This is a genomic window from Labrenzia sp. VG12, assembly GCF_002237595.1.
GTDB lineage: Bacteria > Pseudomonadota > Alphaproteobacteria > Rhizobiales > Stappiaceae > Roseibium.
In genome coordinates, this window is sequence record NZ_CP022529.1 from 5,357,199 (window position 1) to 5,374,112 (window position 16,914).

The following is a 16,914-nucleotide window of genomic DNA, read 5'->3' on the forward strand; positions in this document are numbered from 1 at the left end:
CATCCTGAGGAGCCGCGCGAGCGGCGTCTCGAAGGATGGATTGCTTGCGCTAAAGCAAGACGCCCATCCTTTGAGACGGACCTATCGGTCCTCCTCACTGTCTGGCCCGAAAGTGATCTAGGACGCAGCTTTCATCGTTCCTGGCACGAACTTGCCCCCTCTCGGTTGTCTTCCCCGCGAAAGCGGGGACCCAGTAACCTCATGAATCGGCGCTATAAATTAAATCTAACCTCACGGAGTCCTGGTTTCCCGCTTTCGCGGGAATGACACATGTGACTGAAGCATTCGCCCCGGCCATCACTTTCGGGCCAGACTCTCAGGATGAGGTTCGTTGTTGAGACGCTACGATGAACTTAATTAAGCAGCCCCTTGCCGCTGCCGCGGCATCAAACGCCACTATTTTCCATTGGAGAGCACGATAACAAACAAAGAGACGAAGCAAATGATGAATCCGGAAAACCCGCCAAAGACAAAAATTCTTTGAGTTTTGAATTGCGGAGAAAGAAGGAACGGATTCAATTTCCGATTTTGCTGACCCCACTTTTCGCCCTGGGAAAGTCTTTTTTCATTGTTGGAAGTGAGCCCAAATTTGGCTTTGAAAATCGTCGAAGCAATCCCCAGAAAAGCAAAAACGAATGCAACGATAGCCGAAGCGAATAATATCATTGCAAGGATCTGGATAGCTGCCGGTAGGGTCTCGAGCTTCATCTAAACCTCGGTGGACATCGAACGATGCGCAAACATTTCAATTGTAAGTGCGTGTCCTTTTTAGACAACCAATTGGCTAGCAACCACCTGGAAAACAAAAACGGGGCCGAAAGGCCCCGTTTCCGTATTTTGTCTGCGCCTGCCGTCTCACGACGGCGGCTGCAAAAGCTTAGAGCAGCTCGAGCTGAGCAGCCTGCTTGCCGCGGCCACGACGGTCGTCTTCGGCAACGAAGGAGATTTTCGCGCCTTCAACAGGCGTACCGATTCCGGCCTGCTCGAAAGCAGTGATGTGGACGAACACATCCTTGGAGCCGTTTTCCGGCGTGATGAAGCCAAAGCCACGGTCGTGGTTGAAGAATTTGATGGTGCCGTTCTCGCGCATGGAGAAGCCTTTCCGTAGGTAGAATGCGCCGTCCCGTTTCCGGCAGGGCGCGGATAAACGAGAAGTCACTAAGAAACGGAAAGCTTGCCAATTCAGAGCAGCGCTTAATGGAGCAGCCACCGAAGTCAGTCTCACCGGGTCTTTCGTCAGTCCCGTACGGCACAACGCGTACCGATGGCGGATAATGTAGGTGCCGTTGGGAGTCGCGGCAAGTGAAACTTGTGTCAGAAACGGGGAAAGGCTGATTTTGGGCATGACTGGTCTGGAAATTGCCCTTCAGTTTCCCACTTTTCGCCCAATGCTTGAATAGAAATGTCGTGTGGGCAGGGGCGAAGAGGGAAGAGTTGATATGATCAGGCAGTCGCTGTTTGGATTGATGCTTTGGATCTTCGCCACCCCGGTATTTGCAGGTATTCCGGTCGAACGCGAGATGACTTGCCCCGTAGGTGGGGAGGTTTTCAAGGTCGTGGAGACACTGTCCTGCACTTCCTTTGGGCGCACGATGTCTTTTCGAGGAGTATCCTCCTGCGAGTTCGTGACACGTCTCCCGGTCTGCCCTGGCAACGGTCTGCCGCTATATGTAGATTTTTCGGAAGACGAGCTGGAAAAGCTCGAGGTCTTCATGAAAACGGATGCCTACCAGGCCATCCAGGCCGTTCCACCGTGGCAAAGGGCCTATCGCGTCGCGGCCGAGCTTGATCACACGGGCTCCAACCGGGGTTTCTTCCTGCTGCTGCAGGCCCTCTGGTATGAGAGCGACACTTTCTTGAAAGACGCTGCCGGACTGGATGCATTGGAGACTGAGGCGGAAGGGGAGGTCGCGCGTGCCGGCGCGCGGCAAAAGGCGTATGCCGCCGCGATTGTCTCTTATGCACTGTTCGCAGCCGACAGGCCGGAGAAGGCGCAGGTCTGGTTTGAGCGGGCAGTGGAGCTGGTCGACGCCCTTGGCGAGGACCATGAGGCGGACCGCACATATCTGAAGGCCTATCTGGCAAGGGTGTCGACCTGCCGGAGCGATATGTCCGTTGAAAGCTGCCGGCCAAATGCGGGTTTTGAACCCGAATAGGGCGCATTTCCGCAAAACCGCATGCCTGTGACTCCGGTCACAGCGACCGGAGCGCTCCCTTCCTATGTTGGTGTCATGAGCTGAGGCGAACAGGACAGGCCTCGCAAACCAGAAGGGACACCGTCATGTTCAAGAAAGTTGCTACCACCACCGTCGCACTGGCTCTTGTTGCCGGTGCAGCCCTCACCACCCAGACGCAATCCGCCAACGCCGCTGAAGGCTGGCAGGTGGGTGTCGGCATCGCCGGTGGCCTTGCTGCAGGCGCGATCCTGGGCTCCGCCCTGTCGCAGCCGCGCTACGTCGCGCCGCCGCCGGCCTATTACCCGGCACCGGCTCCGGTCGTCGTTTATCGCCCGGCTCCGTGGAGCCCGGCCTGGTACAATTACTGCAGTCGCAAATACCGGTCCTTCAACCCGAACACCGGTTACTTCCTGGCCTATTCCGGCCAGTACAAATTCTGCCGCTAAATGCGGTCCAGCCGTCAGAGACGGGCTTGGGCAAAGCTATAGAGCCGGGGCGCAATCACCCCCAAAGGGTATCCGGCCACACTCCCTGCAAGGTGTTCCTCCCCGCCTTGCAGGGAGTTTTTTGTTCAGGCCTGGCCTGCCAGTCGTTTTGCCGCCCGCATGGTGGTCTCCAGCTGATTGAGAAAGCGGGACCGGTCCTGCTTGGTGAAAGACGGGCCACCTTCCCGGATTTCGCCGATTTCACGCAGATGGGTCTTGAGGTCACGCATGGCGAGACGCATGCCGATGCCGTCTTCGCTGAAGGGCTTGCCGGATGGGCCGATGACAAGAGCGCCGGTCTTGACGCAGCGCGCCGCCAACGGCACATCCGCGGTCACCACCACATCGCCGGTCCGGGCCCGTTCCGCGATCCAGTTGTCGGCCTCGTCCGGACCTTCCGGCACGACCACCCGTTCGATCAGATCGCCTTCCGGCAGGCGCATCCAGCTGTTGGAGACGAACTTGATCGGCACCTTGTGGCGTTCTCCGACCCGGATTGCCTCGTCTTTCACCGGACAGGCATCCGCGTCCACGTAAAGCACGGTCATGTCACTGTCCCTCCGACAGATAGGTTTCAATCCCGGCCGCAGCGCAGTGTCCCGTGGCAAAACAGGCTTGCAGCAGGTAGCCGCCGGTCGGCGCTTCCCAATCCAGCATTTCGCCGGCAGCAAACAGGCCGGGCTGTTTTTTCAGCATCAGGTGGTCATCCAGTTCGGTGACCGCGATGCCGCCTGCCGATGATATGGCCCTGCCGATGGCGTAAGGGGCTGTCAGACAAATGGCAACGGCCTTGATCCGGCGGGCAAGATCGTCCGGATCTGAAGGCAGTTCGCCTGCCTCGCGCAAGAGCGTCAGCTCTTCCGGTTTCAGTTTGAGGGTCTTTTTCAGGAAGGTTGCCTGGGATTGTTTCTTCCGCGGTTTTTGCAGCTTCTTCGTCAGTTCTTCCATGGTCAGCGATGGCCGCAGGTCGATCGAGAGTTCAGCCTTCCCGTTCTGGTTGATTGTTTCGCGCAGCTCAGCTGACAGTGCATAAATGCCGCCGCCTTCAAGCCCCTGTGCGGACAGCAAGGCTTCCCCGCTGACCCGCCGGCCGGCATGCGACAGCACAATGCGCTTGAGCGGTTTGCCTGCAAACCTGTCTTTCAGGTGGGCGCTCCAGGCAACCTGAAAACCGCAATTCGCCGGCTGGAACCGATGGACTTCAATGTCTTTCGCTTCCAGCAGCGGCACCCAGGCAGCATCAGAACCGAGTTTCGGCCAGCTGGCACCACCAAGGGCAAGGAGCACAGCCCGGGCCGGAAACGGCTCGACCTCGCCCGCGCCATCTTCAAGAAGCGCGGACCCATCTTCTGCTAAGCCTCTCCAGGTGTGCCGGCTCAGGAGCTGGACCTTGTTGTCTTCAAGGCGGCGCAACCAGGCCCTGAGCAAGGGCGAGGCCTTCATGGAAACGGGAAATACGCGTCCACTGCTGCCGACAAAGGTCTGTTCTCCCAGACCGTGACACCAGTCTCTGAGGGCCTCAGGAGGAAAGGCCCGGATCATGGGGGCGAGAAAAGGCTCCGCTTCCCTGTACCGCTTCAGGAACGTTTGAAGGTCTTCGCCATGGGTCAGGTTGAGGCCACCCCGGCCGGCCATCAGGAACTTGCGGGCAGGGGAGGGCATCCGGTCGGCGATGCTGACGGAAAACCCTTTTGCCGACAGGTTTTCAGCGGCAAACAAGCCGGCCGGACCGGCCCCGATGATCAAAACATCTTTCATTTCGACTTCTTAGTCACAGAAACACGAAAAAACCACTGGCGAATTCCCTGAAGGCACGAAATTAAATCCCAGATGTTTCCTCAAGTATTTGTTATCTGTCTCATGAGATGATCTCGCAGGAGTTGAGCGTTGCTGATTGTTCGCGGCGGCTTTTCTTCAGGAGAAAGGAACCGTGTATGGAGACACCCACGGACCTCATCGTTGTTGCGGATCCCGATGAAAATGTGAAGAAAGGGTTCCAGCGACTGTTCAGCGGCCACAAGAACGTGGTCTGTTTTTCGGAATCCGATCCGGCCCTGCTGTTCTTGAAACAGAATCCGGGCACATCGGTGGTCTTTTCCTGTTTCAATCTGCCCGGCCGCGGCGGAACGGCCTTCCTGCGGGCTGCAGAAACCATTGTACCGCTCGCTGCGCGGATCATGCTCACGCGCGAAAAATCAGCCGAGGCCATCAAGAAAGCGCTGAACGAGGGTCATGCCTTCATGTTCCTGGAAAAGCCGTGTCAACCCACCGAACTGGTGTCGGCCATGGAGACCGCGCTTTCCCATCACCGGCAACTGGCCAAGGACAGGGCCCTTCTCGAGCGCACACTGGCCGGGTCGGTGAAACTCCTGATCGACATGCTGGCGCTGTTTCATCCCGAAGCCTTCAGCCGCACGGCCGCCGTTCGCAAGCAGGCGCTGAAACTCGCCAAGGCGCTCGGTATGAAAAAGACCTGGGAACTGGAAATGGCGGTCATGCTGTCGCCGCTGGGCGAGGCGCTCCTGCCGAAACAAATTCTGGCGCGCTATCGGGCTGCGCGCAGCCTGACGGAGCAGGAGCGTGACGTGCTGGACAGGGCGCCGGTGCAGTCACGGGAATTGCTGAAAAACATTCCCCAGCTGGAGAAGGTCTCCGAATATCTTTATCTGTCAGGGCGCGGCTATGACGGATCGGGTTTTCCCAAGGACGGCCCGACTGGCCAGGAAATCCCGTTGGTCTCGCGAATGCTCAAGCTGCTGACCGATCTCTGGTATGCCAGCCCGGAAAGCGGACCGGACGCTGCCTCATTCGAAGCGCTCACGATAAACTGGCGCAAATACGACCCGAAGCTGCTTGAACTGGCCCGGGAGATATTGATGGACGATTTGCCGGAATCGCGCAGGAAGCATGTCGCCCAGTGTTACATCCGCTCGCTGCGGCCGGGCGATATTCTGGTTGACGATGCATTGACCGAAAGCAGCCACGAACTGGTGCTTGCGCGTGGGCACCTCCTGACGCCGACCACCATCCGCCGCCTGGAGCATTTTCATCAGACCGCCGGCGTGCGTCAGCCGATCCGGGTCGAGCGGCACGAGGTGGTCGAAGAATTGCTGGGGGATGCGGGCTGAAATCCGGCAAGCCGGATGGTCTGAACGATCCGCGGTCTCAATCCTTGCCCGCTTTCTCCAGAAGCTCCGCCTCATAGGCCTTGGCCACCCGCAGAAAGCGGGCATGGGCATAGTTCATGGACAGGATGAGGCCCCACCAGCCATATTTGCGGTACTTGCGCACGAAATAGGCCTTGAGGAAGCTGACCGGGAATTCGGTCAGGAGCCGGGTCCTTGGCAGCTTGCGTCCGCGGGCGCGCATGTCCTCGACCTGCATGCCGGAATAGCGGTTGTATTTGCCGACCTGGAAATCGAGTGAGCGGATCGAGCGATGCGCCATGATGCCGGAGAGATTGTCGATCCTGGCACCGGGCTCCGGGCGCACCGTGTCGTGAACGATCGAAACCGAAAAGCGGCCCTTTTGCCGGTCGTAGAGCCGTATCTGGTGATAGCCATAGGCCCAGGGTGCCGGTGCGCTTTCATGGGCATACATGTCCCGGATCATGATCCGCCAGCCATCCGCACTCTTGTAGCTGCCGTCGGCGAATTTCGCACGGATTTCAGCGGCGAGATCCGGCGTCACCTCTTCGTCGGCATCGAGATTGAGCAGCCAGTCGTTTCGGCACTGGTCTTCGCCGAACCGCTTCTGCGGGCCGTATCCGGGCCAGTCATTCCGGATGACCCGCGCCCCGAGTCTTTCTGCAACGGCAACGGTGTCGTCGCTCGATCCGCTGTCGATGACAATCACCTCGTCCACCCAGTCGATGACGCTTTCGATCGGCTTGTGGATCCGGTCGGCTTCGTCTTTGGCAATGATGAAGGCGGAAAGGGGCAGGCGCTCGGTCATGACACTCCGGTCGGATAGGGCGCCGGACGGGACCGGCCCGGCAGATACCGTTCAGGTATTAGCCGCGCCGGACGGGGATTTGAAGGTCAAATCAGGATTTCACGCGTGCGAAAGCCGCATCGAGCCCTTGCAGGGTGATCTTGGAGCCTTCGACAAGCCCGGTGAAACCCGGCGCCCTGAGGTCTCCCAGGACGAGATCCGGAACCTCGATGCTTGCCGGCTCCGTGCCCAGATTGAAGGCGCAAAGGATTGTTTCGCCCCCGTGGCTGCGAGTGAAAACGAGTGTCTCGCCCGCGCTGTCGAGGAAGTGCATGTCGCCCTTTTTCAGCGGTTCAAACTCTTTCCTCCACGCATAAAACGCCCTGTTGCGGTTCAGGATCGATGTCTCGTCCTTCTCCTGCATGTCCACCGCCAGCGGCAGATGGGTGTCGGCCATCGGCAGCCATGGGTCGGCGTCGGAAAAACCGCCATGGCTGTTGTTGTTTGCCCATGGCATGGGGGTGCGGCAACCGTCGCGGCCCTTGTATTCCGGCCAGAAGCGGATGCCGTAGGGGTCCTGCAGCTGGTCGAATGGCACGTCGGCCTGCGGCAGGCCGAGTTCCTCGCCCTGATAAAGACAGGGCGTGCCGCGCAGTGAAGCGCAAAGCGCTGTTTCCAGCGGAGCGAATTTCCGGATGTCGTGGCCCTCGCCCCAGCGGCTGCCGACCCGCTGGACATCATGGTTGGACAGCGCCCAGCTGGCCCAGCCCGAACCGATGCCTTCATTCATCTCCTCAACGATCCGGCGGATATAGGCGGCCGAATGCTGCGGCGTCAGAAGGTCGAAGCTGTAGGCCATGTGGATGCGCTCACCCGCTTCCGTGTAGGCCTTGGTGAGCTCGACCGCGAGCCCGTCATGCCCGATCTCGCCGACAGACGTGGTGCCGGGATACCGGTCGAGCAGACCGCGCAGCTTCTTCAGGAAAACGAGGTTTTCCGGCCGCGTCTTGTCATAGACATGGTCCTGGTAGCCATAAGGATTGGTCGGATCGACGGTGGACGGTGCCTCGTCCGCGCTGAGCGGCGGGTTGTCCCTCAGCTCCTGATCGTGGACGTAGAAATTCACCGTGTCGAGACGGAAACCGTCGACACCCCGGTCGAGCCAGAACTTCGCGGCGCCCAGGACGGCGTCCTGGACGTCTTCGTTGTGGAAGTTGAGGTCCGGCTGGCTGGCCAGGAAATTATGCATGTAATACTGGCAGCGGCGGCTGTCCCACTCCCAGGCGGGGCCGCCGAAGATCGACAGCCAGTTGTTGGGCACCGTGCCGTCCGGCTTGGCATCCGCCCAGACGAACCAGTCGGCCTTGGCATTGTCTTTGGAGGACCGGCTTTCGGTGAACCAGGCATGCTGGTCGGACGTGTGGGAAATCACCAGGTCGATGATGACCTTCAGCCCGCGCTTGTGCGCGGCCGCCAGCATGGCATCGAAATCGGCCAGCGAGCCGAACATCGGGTCGACATCCTCATAGTCGGAGACGTCATAGCCGAAATCGTCCATGGGTGAGGTGAAGAACGGCGACAGCCAGATGGCGTCGACACCGAGCGAGGCAATGTAATCCATCCGTTCGGTGACGCCGTTGAGGTCGCCGATGCCGTCATTGTTGGTGTCGTTGAAGGAACGCGGATAGATCTGATAGATCACCGCGCCTTTCCACCAGTCCGGGTCTTTGATCAGGTTTTCAGGCACATCGGCCTCCAGGCCCGTTTCGGCTTCTTCGAACATTGCCGGTCTCCGTCCGCTTCTCTGGCGGTGTTGAGGTTTTCAAAGCGCTTTGAATGGCTATATCCGGCGGCTCTTCAGGTCAAGAGACCTGCCTGCAAAAAGTCGTGACAATGGTGGATAGGGTTAAGTGAATGCCGGGTGTCGTGGCGCAGGTGCATCGGGTGCGGCACAAGCAAAAACCGGCCCCGCACGAGGCAGGACCGGTGGAGCAAATGAAAAGTCTCGAAACACGATTTTGTCCGGAACACCGTTCTTGTAACAGGCGTGCGTGACAGGTTTGTGAACAAAATCTTAACGATCGTGAAATCTGCGGATTGTGAAGCCGGAAAAGGCGAAAACGCGATCCATTGGTCACCCAAATAGCGAAAGAGTTTATGATGTTAAAATATTGAAAATAAAGAGAAAAAAATAAAGTTATGACGTTAAGGTCAATTTCTTCTTGCAAAGCAGCATGGAAGCTGGGACTGTCAGGCTCAGCAAAAGCTTCAAGAGACTGGAATTGGAGAGAATCAGCCCTGGACGTTCTGTCCGGCGCCGCCAATTCGTGAAGGATAATCTGGAGGAAGTGTCATGACGGCAGCCATGGTTGGATGGGCGCATTTGCCCTTCGGAAAACATGCGGAAGAAACGGTTGAAAGCATGATCGTCAAGGTGGCGGTGGACGCCATCGAAGATGCCGGCATCGCTCCGGAAGATGTCGACGAGATCCTGCTTGGTCATTTCAATGCCGGTTTCTCCCTTCAGAATTTTACAGCGTCCCTGGTGCTGCAGGCGGATCCGGCCCTGCGGTTCACGCCGGCGACCCGCGTTGAAAATGCCTGTGCCACCGGCTCTGCCGCCGTGCATCAGGGCGTGCGCGCCGTGGCCTCTGGCGAGGCCCGTTTCGTGCTGGTTGTCGGCGTCGAGCAGATGACAACCACACCTGGCCCGGAAATCGGCAAGAACCTGCTGAAGGCCTCCTATCTGAAGGAAGAGGGCGACACGCCTGCCGGGTTTGCCGGCGTCTTCGGCAAGATCGCCGATGCCTATTTCCAGAAATATGGCGACCAGTCCGACGCACTGGCGAAGATCGCCGCCAAGAACCACAAGAACGGCGTCGGCAATCCCTATGCCCAGATGCGCAAGGATCTCGGCTTCGACTTCTGCCGCGCGGAAAGCGAAAAGAACCCGTTTGTCGCCGGCCCGTTGAAACGCACCGACTGTTCGCTGGTTTCCGATGGCGCTGCGGCCCTGGTCCTGACCGATCCGGCAACGGCGCTTGGCATGAAAAAGGCGGTCGCCTTCCGCGGCATGGCCCATGTCCAGGACTTCCTGCCGATGTCCCGGCGCGACATTCTGAAATTCGAGGGCTGCGCGAGGGCCTGGGGCGAAGCGCTTGGTGATGCCAACCTGGCAATTGATGACCTCTCCTTTGTCGAGACCCATGACTGTTTCACCATTGCCGAGCTGATCGAATATGAGGCCATGGGCCTGACCAAGGAAGGCGAGGGCGCCCGTGCCGTTCTGGAAGGCTGGACCGAGATGGGCGGCAAGCTGCCGGTCAACCCGTCCGGCGGTCTCAAGGCGAAAGGTCACCCGATCGGTGCCACCGGTGTCTCCATGCATGTCCTGACCGCCATGCAGCTCACAGGCACCGCCGGCGACATCCAGGTCAGGAACGCCGAACTTGGCGGCATCTTCAACATGGGCGGCGCGGCCGTGGCCAACTTCGTCTCCGTGCTGCAGCCGATGAAGTAGGGTGCCGTCACATCAGTTGAGAAAAGCCGGCGACTTCGCCGGCTTTTTTGTGTCCTTCTAACCGTTCTTCCTCCTTGTCATCCCGGACGCAGCGCAACGGAGATCCGGGACCCAGGACACCGGGGAAATAGATGGGGGCAATGCGATGGCCGCTGAAGTGTCCCGGGTCTCCGCTTTTGCGGGGATGACACCGTGAGACAGAGGCGCATTTCCTCCACCTTCGTCATTGCAGGGCTCGACCCTGCAATCCATGCCGTCCCGTCGCCGCAAACGAGGCCGCTCCGAACGGAACGCCCATGGCATGGATCCCATGGGCGAGCCATGGGATGACGAAGAGACGTTTGAGCGAGCGTTATTCGTGCGTCCTGAGGCTCGGCGCGTTCTGTTTGTCATCCCGGACGCAGCACAGCCGAGATCCGGGACCCAGGACGCCGGGGAAGTGGAAAAGGGCATTGCGGCGGCCGTTGAAGTTTCCCGGGTCTCCGCTTTCGCGGGGATGACAATCAGAGGCGTTTGACGGCGTTATTGCGCTGCGGCCGCCACCGCGCTGTAAAAGGCCGCGTCTGTCAGTTCCGGTGGCGAGACCGGGGCGCCGCCGCCTTCGCCGACATACGTATCTGCAACGCCATAGACGAAGATGCCGCCCGCAGCCCGCTTCAGGATCGCCACCCGTTCGATCAGCTGAAAGTCACCCGCTTCGCAATTGGCGTGGCTGATATAGAGGTCGCGGCCACCCTGATTGACCCGTTCCGTGCTGGAGGAAAAACTGCCTTCGGCGCAGCTCTTCTGGCTGTCGGCGACCGACAGCGACATCAGCTCTTCTTCCGAGGAATAGCTGCCGGCGGGAAAAATATGGGCAACGAGTGTCCGGGCATCATTGGCGGCAACCGCATGCAGGCCCTTGAGGTCTTCCTCGCGCTGGCCGTCCGGCTTCAGCTGCAGGCCGGAAATCCCCGCATTGCCCATCAGGTTGAACAGCGCCTGGGTGGCCTCGACGGTAAGCTGCGGATCGCCCACCGTACTGGCCGCGTTGTTTGACTGGGCTGGCGCAGTCTGGCCGAGACCACCTTGTGCCGGCGCGGCATTTGCCATGCCGGGCGCAGCGCCATAGCGGGCTGTGTTCTGTTCGACGCATTTGGCAAGTCGGGCCATCAGCCGGGAGGTGCCGGTCAGGCGGAATTCGTAATTATAGGCACCGTCATAGACGTAGAGCGTGCGGCCCCGGCGAAAACGGGTGATGATGTAGCCACCCTCGGGCATCTGCATGCGCGCAAGGTCCTTGGAAGTCGCCTTGGCGACACCGCTTTGCCAACCGCCCCGGTCGATGCGGTATTGCAGGGGAATGTCGGAGCCGACCGGCATGTTCCAGTGCGGGGCGGAAAAGCCGATCGCCCAGTTGTAGCTGGTGTCCACCTGGACGTAGAGCGTGATGCCGCTCTTGTAGGTGGCCGAGGCGACGCAGGTGGAGAACCGGCCGCTTTGGTCATCGGTGAACGCACTGCCGTTCCAGCCGCCAAGACGGAAATTCTCGACAACCGCGGCCTGTGCTGTTGCCAGAGCCAGAAACAAGGTTGCGCCGGCTGCTGCCAATAGTTGTAAGTGACGCATCGTTCCCCCCTGATGCCTATGCGGCGCACCATGTCTGGCCCGCCAGTCAATTGGAAAGGCTAAGCGAATTCCGCTGCGGCATCAAGAAAACCGGCCGCAAAAGGAAGTGCCTGTTTCGGTCCGGATTACACGCTGGCAATGACACCGTCGCCACTCGGCTGCGTCCCGGGGCCTGCTGCTCAACCTGTGTTCCGACCATTGACTGTATTTGCGCGAGCGCGGGAACCAGAGTCGGTCAAATCAGGCTTTGAGAAAAATCTATTCCGCTTCTTGTCAGAGCTTTGAAAACCGGTGCCCGGCGCTCCGGAAGGCGTCTCATTACATTAAGCCCATCAAACTGGGACTGGAGACCCTTGAGATGGCTGTACGCCGTGACAAGACACCTAAGACACTGAAGCGGCCGGAAAACCGGCTCGACGTGTTTCCGGCCTTCATGAAGGTTGCCGGTCAACGTGTGCTTGTTGTCGGTCATGGCGGCGAGGCTGCTGCCAAGGTGCGTCTCCTGGGCGAAACCAATGCAGAAATCGTCGTCATCGGCGAAACCGTCGATGCCGATCTGCAGGAAGCCATTGATCTCTTCGAGGCAGAGCATGTTGCCGAGGCATTCCGGCCGGCGCATCTGAACGGTGCGGCGCTTGTCTTCTCCGCGCGGGAAGACTGGGATCTCGACAAGGCCGTTGTCGATGCCGCCCGCATTTTTGGCGTGCCGGTCAACGCGGTCGACAAGCCGGAGCTGTGCGACTTCTACACCGGCGCCCTGGTCAACCGGGCCCCGATCGCGGTTGCCATCACCTCCACCGGCGTCGGCCCGGTTCTGTCCCGTCATATCCGTGCACGCATCGAGGCGATGCTGCCACGTGCCACCGGTGAGCTTGCTCGCCTGGCCGAAAGTTTCCGCGATGCGGCCACGAAGGTCATTCGCGACGGTGCCTTGCGCCGCAATTTCTGGGCCCGGTTCTTCTCCGGGGCCGTTGCCACCAATCTTTATGCCGGCAAAGCGGATATCGCGCGCGCCGAGGCGCAGCGGCTTTTGAATTCCATGGCGGATGAGCCGGGGTTTGTCTGGCTGGTCGGCGCCGGTCCGGGTGCGGAAGATCTCTTGACGCTGCGCGCGCAGCGCCTGCTGCAGGAAGCCGACGTCATTGTTCACGACGCTCTGGTTCCGGCAGGTGTGATTGCCATGGGCCGCAGGGATGCGGAGCGCATTTCGGTCGGCAAGCGCAAGGGCGCGCATTCCGTGCCGCAGGCCGAAATCTGCGAGTTGCTGGTGAAGCTTGGTCGCAAGGGCCTGAAGGTTGTCCGCCTGAAAGCGGGAGATCCGATGATCTTCGGCCGGGCGGCAGAAGAAATGGAGGCCCTCCGCGAAGGCGGGATCGGTTTCGAGGTCGTCCCCGGTGTGACAGCAGCCTTCGCCGCGGCCGCTTCGGCGCAGATCCCGCTCACGCTTCGCGGAGTGGCTTCCAACCTTGTCTTTGCGACCGGCCACAACGCCAAGTCCGAAACCCTGCCGGACTGGGCCGGGCTGGCCCTGAAGGGGGCAACCGTTGCTGTCTATATGGGCCGGACGGTTGCAGCTGCCGTGGCCGACAAGATGATCAATGCCGGCCTCAAGCCGGACACACCGGTGGCCGTGATCGAAAACGCCGCCCATCCGGATGAACGCCAATTTGCCGGAACCCTGTCGGACCTCGCGATCCTGTCGAACCGCGCGGAAATCGACGGACCGGTCCTGATCGTGATTGGCGAGGCCGTTGGCCACGCCGCCCTGGAACACGCCGAGCCGCTGGCGCCGCAAAGGGCCGCCCGGGTTGCGGCAGCCTGACGAAGTGAGAGTGAACACCATGAAAGTCATTACCGCCAACCGCCTCCTGAACGGCGACGTCGTCTGGCTCGCTGAAGGCGGCGCCTGGGTCGAGCGGGTCACGCTGGCCAGGACCTTCGAGGGCAAGGACGCCGTTGCCGAGGGCCTCGCCGAAGGTGCTGCCGCGGAAAAGAACCAGGAAGTCGTCGGCGTCTACGAGATGGATGTCACGGTTGAGGACGGCGTCATTGTTCCGGTGCGCCTGCGCGAAAAGATCCGTGCCGCCGGGCCGACCACCCACCCGCAATTCGGCAAGCAGGCCCAGGCGGTTTCCGCCTGAAGACAGACGACAGAGGTCAGGGCAGCGCCCAAAACGCAGAAATGTGCATGGCAGCGCCCGGCAAGGAGAGTGAAGATGTACCGTTACGACGAATTTGACGCCAGTTTTGTCAATCAGCGCACCGAGCAGTTCAAGGACCAGGTGCGCCGCCGCCTGGCCGGTGAACTGTCCGAGGACGAGTTCAAGCCGCTGCGCCTGATGAACGGTCTTTACCTGCAGCTTCACGCCTACATGCTGCGGGTCGCCATTCCCTATGGCACGCTCAACAGCCGCCAGATGAAGAAGCTGGCCCATATCGCCCGGACCTACGACAAGGGCTACGGCCACTTCACCACGCGCCAGAACATTCAGTTCAACTGGCCGAAGCTGGAAGACACGCCAGCCATCCTGGAAGAGCTGGCGGAAGTCGAAATGCACGCCATTCAGACGTCGGGCAACTGCATTCGCAACGTGACGGCCGATCACTTCGCCGGCGCTGCCGCCGACGAGATCGCCGACCCGCGTCCCTATGCGGAAATCCTGCGTCAGTGGTCATCACTGCATCCGGAATTCTCGTTCCTGCCACGCAAGTTCAAGATCGCCATCACCGGCGCGCCGAATGACCGTGCCGCGGTGCAGGTCCATGACATCGGCCTGCAGCTGACCCGCAATGAGGCTGGCGAGATCGGCTTTGAAGTGTTTGTCGGTGGCGGTCTCGGCCGTACGCCGATGATCGGCCGCAAGGTGCGCGACTTCCTGCCGGAAGAGGATCTGCTGGCCTATTCGGAAGCGATCCTGCGCGTCTATAACCGCTATGGCCGCCGTGACAACAAGTACAAGGCCCGCATCAAGATCCTGGTTCACGAAACCGGCCTGGAAGAGCTGAAGGCGGATATCGAAGCCGAATTCGAAAAGATCCGTTTCGGCGTGTTGCGCCTGCCGGACGAGGAAGTCCGCCGCATTGAGGCCTATTTCGCGCCGCCTCCGCTTGAAGTCGGGTCTGCCGTTTCCACTGCTGTGGAAGCCCGCAAGGAAAGCGATGCGGCTTTCGCACAGTTTGTGGCCCATAATCTCAATCCGCACCGTGTGCCGGGTTACACCTCCGTGACCCTGTCGATGAAACCGATCGGCGGCATTCCGGGTGATGCGTCCGACCACCAGATGGACGTGATCGCGGATCTCGCCGAACAGTACGGTCATGACGAGCTGCGCATTTCCCACGAGCAGAACGTGATCCTGCCGCATGTGAAGCTGGAGGATCTGCCTGCACTGTTCGACCGGCTGGTCGCAGCGGAAATCGCCGAAGGCAATGCCGGCCTCATCACCGACATCATTGCCTGCCCGGGCATGGACTATTGCGCTCTGGCGACGGCGCGCTCCATCCCGGTGGCTCAGCGCATTTCCGAGCGCTTCGGCACGGCGGAACGTCAGGCGGAAATCGGCGAGCTGAAGATCAAGATCTCCGGCTGCATCAACGCCTGCGGCCACCACCATGTCGGTCACATCGGCATTCTTGGCCTGGAGAAGAAGGGCGAGGAATTCTACCAGGTGACGCTCGGCGGATCGGCCAACGAAAACGCATCCATCGGCGAAATCGTCGGCCGCGGCTTCTCGTCCGAAGAAGTGGTCGATGCCATCGAAACGCTGGTCGACACCTATCTCGGCCTGCGGTCCGGCAAAGAGGAAACCTTCCTGGAAGCCTATCGGCGGATCGGGGAGGCGCCTTTCAAGGAGGCCCTTTATGGCGCTGCATGAAACCTTCAGCCTGGGCGTCGATCCTGAACTGGGCCTGCAGGCGGAAGTCGCCGCTCTTAATGCCCAGTTCGAGGACGCGACCGCACAGGACATCCTGAGAGCGGCGATCCGGCACCAGTTTGCCGGAGATATCGCGCTGGTTTCGAGTTTCGGCGCGGACAGCGCCGTGCTCCTGCATATGGTTGCCCAGATCGATCCGTCGACGCCGGTCCTGTTCGGGGACACGATCAAGATGTTCCCGGCGACCCTGCTCTACCGGGATGAACTGGTCGAGAAACTGGGCCTGAGCGATGTGCGCACCTTCAAGCCGTCGAAAGAGGACCTGGAGGCCAACGACCCGGCCGGCATGCTCTGGATGAGTGACACCGACGCCTGCTGTCATATCCGCAAGGTGGCGCCGCTCGAGCGCATCCTGACAGGCTTCGAGGCCTGGATCTCGGGCCGCAAACGGTTCCAGAGCGCGTCACGTGCAAACCTGGAAGTGTTCGAGATCGATCAGGGGCGCGTGAAGGTCAACCCGTTGGCGGATTGGTCCGCGGCGGACATCCTGGACTATGCCAAGGCCCACGATTTGCCACCGCATCCGCTCGTCGCCCAGGGCTATCCGTCGATCGGCTGCATGCCGTGCACGGACAAGGTCGCACCGGGCGAAGATCCGCGGGCGGGCCGCTGGCGCGGCCAGGACAAGACGGAATGCGGTATTCACTGGCCGACCCATGGCAAGGAAATTGACGGCAGCGGTATCTGACCGCTGTCCATGACGACATTTGAGGACGCAAAGATGGCAACGATCTACAAGGACGGCGAGTTCGTCGAGGAAAACTGGGAAACGGCTGACGCGGAAACGGCAACGGCAGTGACGGGCGATGCGCTGGTGCCGCTTTCGCTGTTTCTGGGAGATGCGGAAGCCTATCTCGCCCGCGACGGTCAGACGGCCGTGCTCGTCGAAGCAGGCGATGATGTCGAGCCGGTCGAACTCTATCTGGGACGCCTGGCCCTGGTCGCTGTCGACTTTCCGAGCTTCGCTGATGGCCGCGGGTTCTCTGCCGCGCGTGTCCTGCGCGAACAGATCGGTTATCAAGGTGACATTCGCGCTGTCGGAAAATACATCCTCGATCAGGTCCCGCTCGCCCGCCGCTGCGGCGTGTCGTCCTTCGAGATCGCCAAGCCGGAAGTTCTGAAGGCCCTGAAGGCGGGCGAATGGCCGGAAGTCACCAAATATCTGCAGCCAGTCGGTACTGTTGACGAGATCCCGGTCGGGACCCGTCCGTGGGCACGCCGGTCACCGCGCGATATCGCTGTCGCTGCGGAATAAA

The 16,914-nt window shown here is 60.4% G+C and carries 16 protein-coding genes; 9 read left to right on the forward strand and 7 right to left on the reverse strand.

Going from position 1 to position 16,914, the window contains the following annotated elements; genetic code table 11:
• Positions 1-396: 396 nt before the first annotated feature.
• Positions 397-708 carry a hypothetical protein gene (locus CHH27_RS24735; protein ID WP_094073971.1) on the reverse strand — a complete coding sequence of 104 codons (312 nt, stop codon included), beginning with the start codon at positions 706-708 and terminating at the stop codon, positions 397-399.
• Positions 709-877: 169 nt separating this feature from the next.
• Positions 878-1,090, reverse strand: coding sequence for a cold-shock protein (locus CHH27_RS24740; RefSeq protein WP_006934329.1), 213 nt, complete (start codon positions 1,088-1,090; stop codon positions 878-880).
• Between the two features lie 535 nt (positions 1,091-1,625).
• Between CHH27_RS24740 and CHH27_RS24745 the strand changes: the two genes are divergently transcribed.
• Both CHH27_RS24745 and CHH27_RS28695 read left to right on the forward strand, forming a co-directional pair.
• Positions 1,626-2,156: a hypothetical protein gene (locus CHH27_RS24745; protein WP_157739093.1), complete on the forward strand. Its 531-nt coding sequence runs from the start codon at positions 1,626-1,628 to the stop codon at positions 2,154-2,156.
• A gap of 80 nt (positions 2,157-2,236) precedes the next feature.
• Entirely contained in the window at positions 2,237-2,623 is a 387-nt protein-coding gene (locus CHH27_RS28695) for a BA14K family protein (RefSeq protein WP_371681864.1), read from the forward strand.
• A 125-nt stretch (positions 2,624-2,748) separates the two neighbouring features.
• Here the strand turns inward: CHH27_RS28695 and CHH27_RS24755 are convergent, their stop codons facing one another.
• Positions 2,749-3,210: a YaiI/YqxD family protein gene (locus CHH27_RS24755; protein ID WP_094073974.1), complete on the reverse strand. Its 462-nt coding sequence runs from the start codon at positions 3,208-3,210 to the stop codon at positions 2,749-2,751.
• Between the two features lies 1 nt (position 3,211).
• A complete protein-coding gene (locus tag CHH27_RS24760) occupies positions 3,212-4,420 on the reverse strand; it encodes a TIGR03862 family flavoprotein (RefSeq protein ID WP_094073975.1) in 1,209 nt (402 codons plus the stop codon).
• A gap of 176 nt (positions 4,421-4,596) precedes the next feature.
• Here CHH27_RS24760 and CHH27_RS24765 point away from each other — a divergent pair, with 176 nt between their 5' ends.
• Positions 4,597-5,790 (forward strand): HD domain-containing phosphohydrolase, encoded by a 1,194-nt coding sequence (locus CHH27_RS24765; RefSeq protein WP_094073976.1) that lies wholly within the window; start codon positions 4,597-4,599, stop codon positions 5,788-5,790.
• A 37-nt stretch (positions 5,791-5,827) separates the two neighbouring features.
• Here the strand turns inward: CHH27_RS24765 and CHH27_RS24770 are convergent, their stop codons facing one another.
• Together CHH27_RS24770 and CHH27_RS24775 are read right to left on the reverse strand one after the other, a co-directional pair.
• Positions 5,828-6,616 (reverse strand): glycosyltransferase family 2 protein, encoded by a 789-nt coding sequence (locus tag CHH27_RS24770; RefSeq protein WP_094073977.1) that lies wholly within the window; start codon positions 6,614-6,616, stop codon positions 5,828-5,830.
• A gap of 91 nt (positions 6,617-6,707) precedes the next feature.
• Positions 6,708-8,378: an alpha-glucosidase family protein gene (locus tag CHH27_RS24775; RefSeq protein ID WP_094073978.1), complete on the reverse strand. Its 1,671-nt coding sequence runs from the start codon at positions 8,376-8,378 to the stop codon at positions 6,708-6,710.
• 570 nt (positions 8,379-8,948) lie between these two features.
• Between CHH27_RS24775 and CHH27_RS24780 the strand changes: the two genes are divergently transcribed.
• On the forward strand, positions 8,949-10,115 hold the full coding sequence (locus CHH27_RS24780) for an acetyl-CoA acetyltransferase (RefSeq protein ID WP_094073979.1): 1,167 nt from the start codon (positions 8,949-8,951) through the stop codon (positions 10,113-10,115).
• A 522-nt stretch (positions 10,116-10,637) separates the two neighbouring features.
• Here the strand turns inward: CHH27_RS24780 and CHH27_RS24790 are convergent.
• On the reverse strand, positions 10,638-11,723 hold the full coding sequence (locus CHH27_RS24790) for a hypothetical protein (protein WP_157739094.1): 1,086 nt from the start codon (positions 11,721-11,723) through the stop codon (positions 10,638-10,640).
• A 358-nt stretch (positions 11,724-12,081) separates the two neighbouring features.
• Between CHH27_RS24790 and cysG the strand changes: the two genes are divergently transcribed.
• From cysG to CHH27_RS24815, 5 genes are all read left to right on the forward strand, one after another.
• Positions 12,082-13,545 carry a siroheme synthase CysG gene (gene cysG / locus CHH27_RS24795; RefSeq protein WP_094073982.1) on the forward strand — a complete coding sequence of 488 codons (1,464 nt, stop codon included), beginning with the start codon at positions 12,082-12,084 and terminating at the stop codon, positions 13,543-13,545.
• 19 nt (positions 13,546-13,564) lie between these two features.
• Positions 13,565-13,864 carry a DUF2849 domain-containing protein gene (locus tag CHH27_RS24800; RefSeq protein ID WP_094073983.1) on the forward strand — a complete coding sequence of 100 codons (300 nt, stop codon included), beginning with the start codon at positions 13,565-13,567 and terminating at the stop codon, positions 13,862-13,864.
• 75 nt (positions 13,865-13,939) lie between these two features.
• Positions 13,940-15,598: a nitrite/sulfite reductase gene (locus tag CHH27_RS24805; protein WP_094073984.1), complete on the forward strand. Its 1,659-nt coding sequence runs from the start codon at positions 13,940-13,942 to the stop codon at positions 15,596-15,598.
• Positions 15,585-16,346, forward strand: coding sequence for a phosphoadenylyl-sulfate reductase (locus tag CHH27_RS24810; protein WP_094073985.1), 762 nt, complete (start codon positions 15,585-15,587; stop codon positions 16,344-16,346). The genes CHH27_RS24805 and CHH27_RS24810 overlap by 14 nt, the downstream gene beginning before the upstream one ends.
• Before the next feature lie 33 nt (positions 16,347-16,379).
• Positions 16,380-16,913, forward strand: a complete 534-nt coding sequence (locus CHH27_RS24815; RefSeq protein ID WP_094074986.1) for a DUF934 domain-containing protein — start codon at positions 16,380-16,382, stop codon at positions 16,911-16,913.
• Position 16,914: the final 1 nt, after the last annotated feature.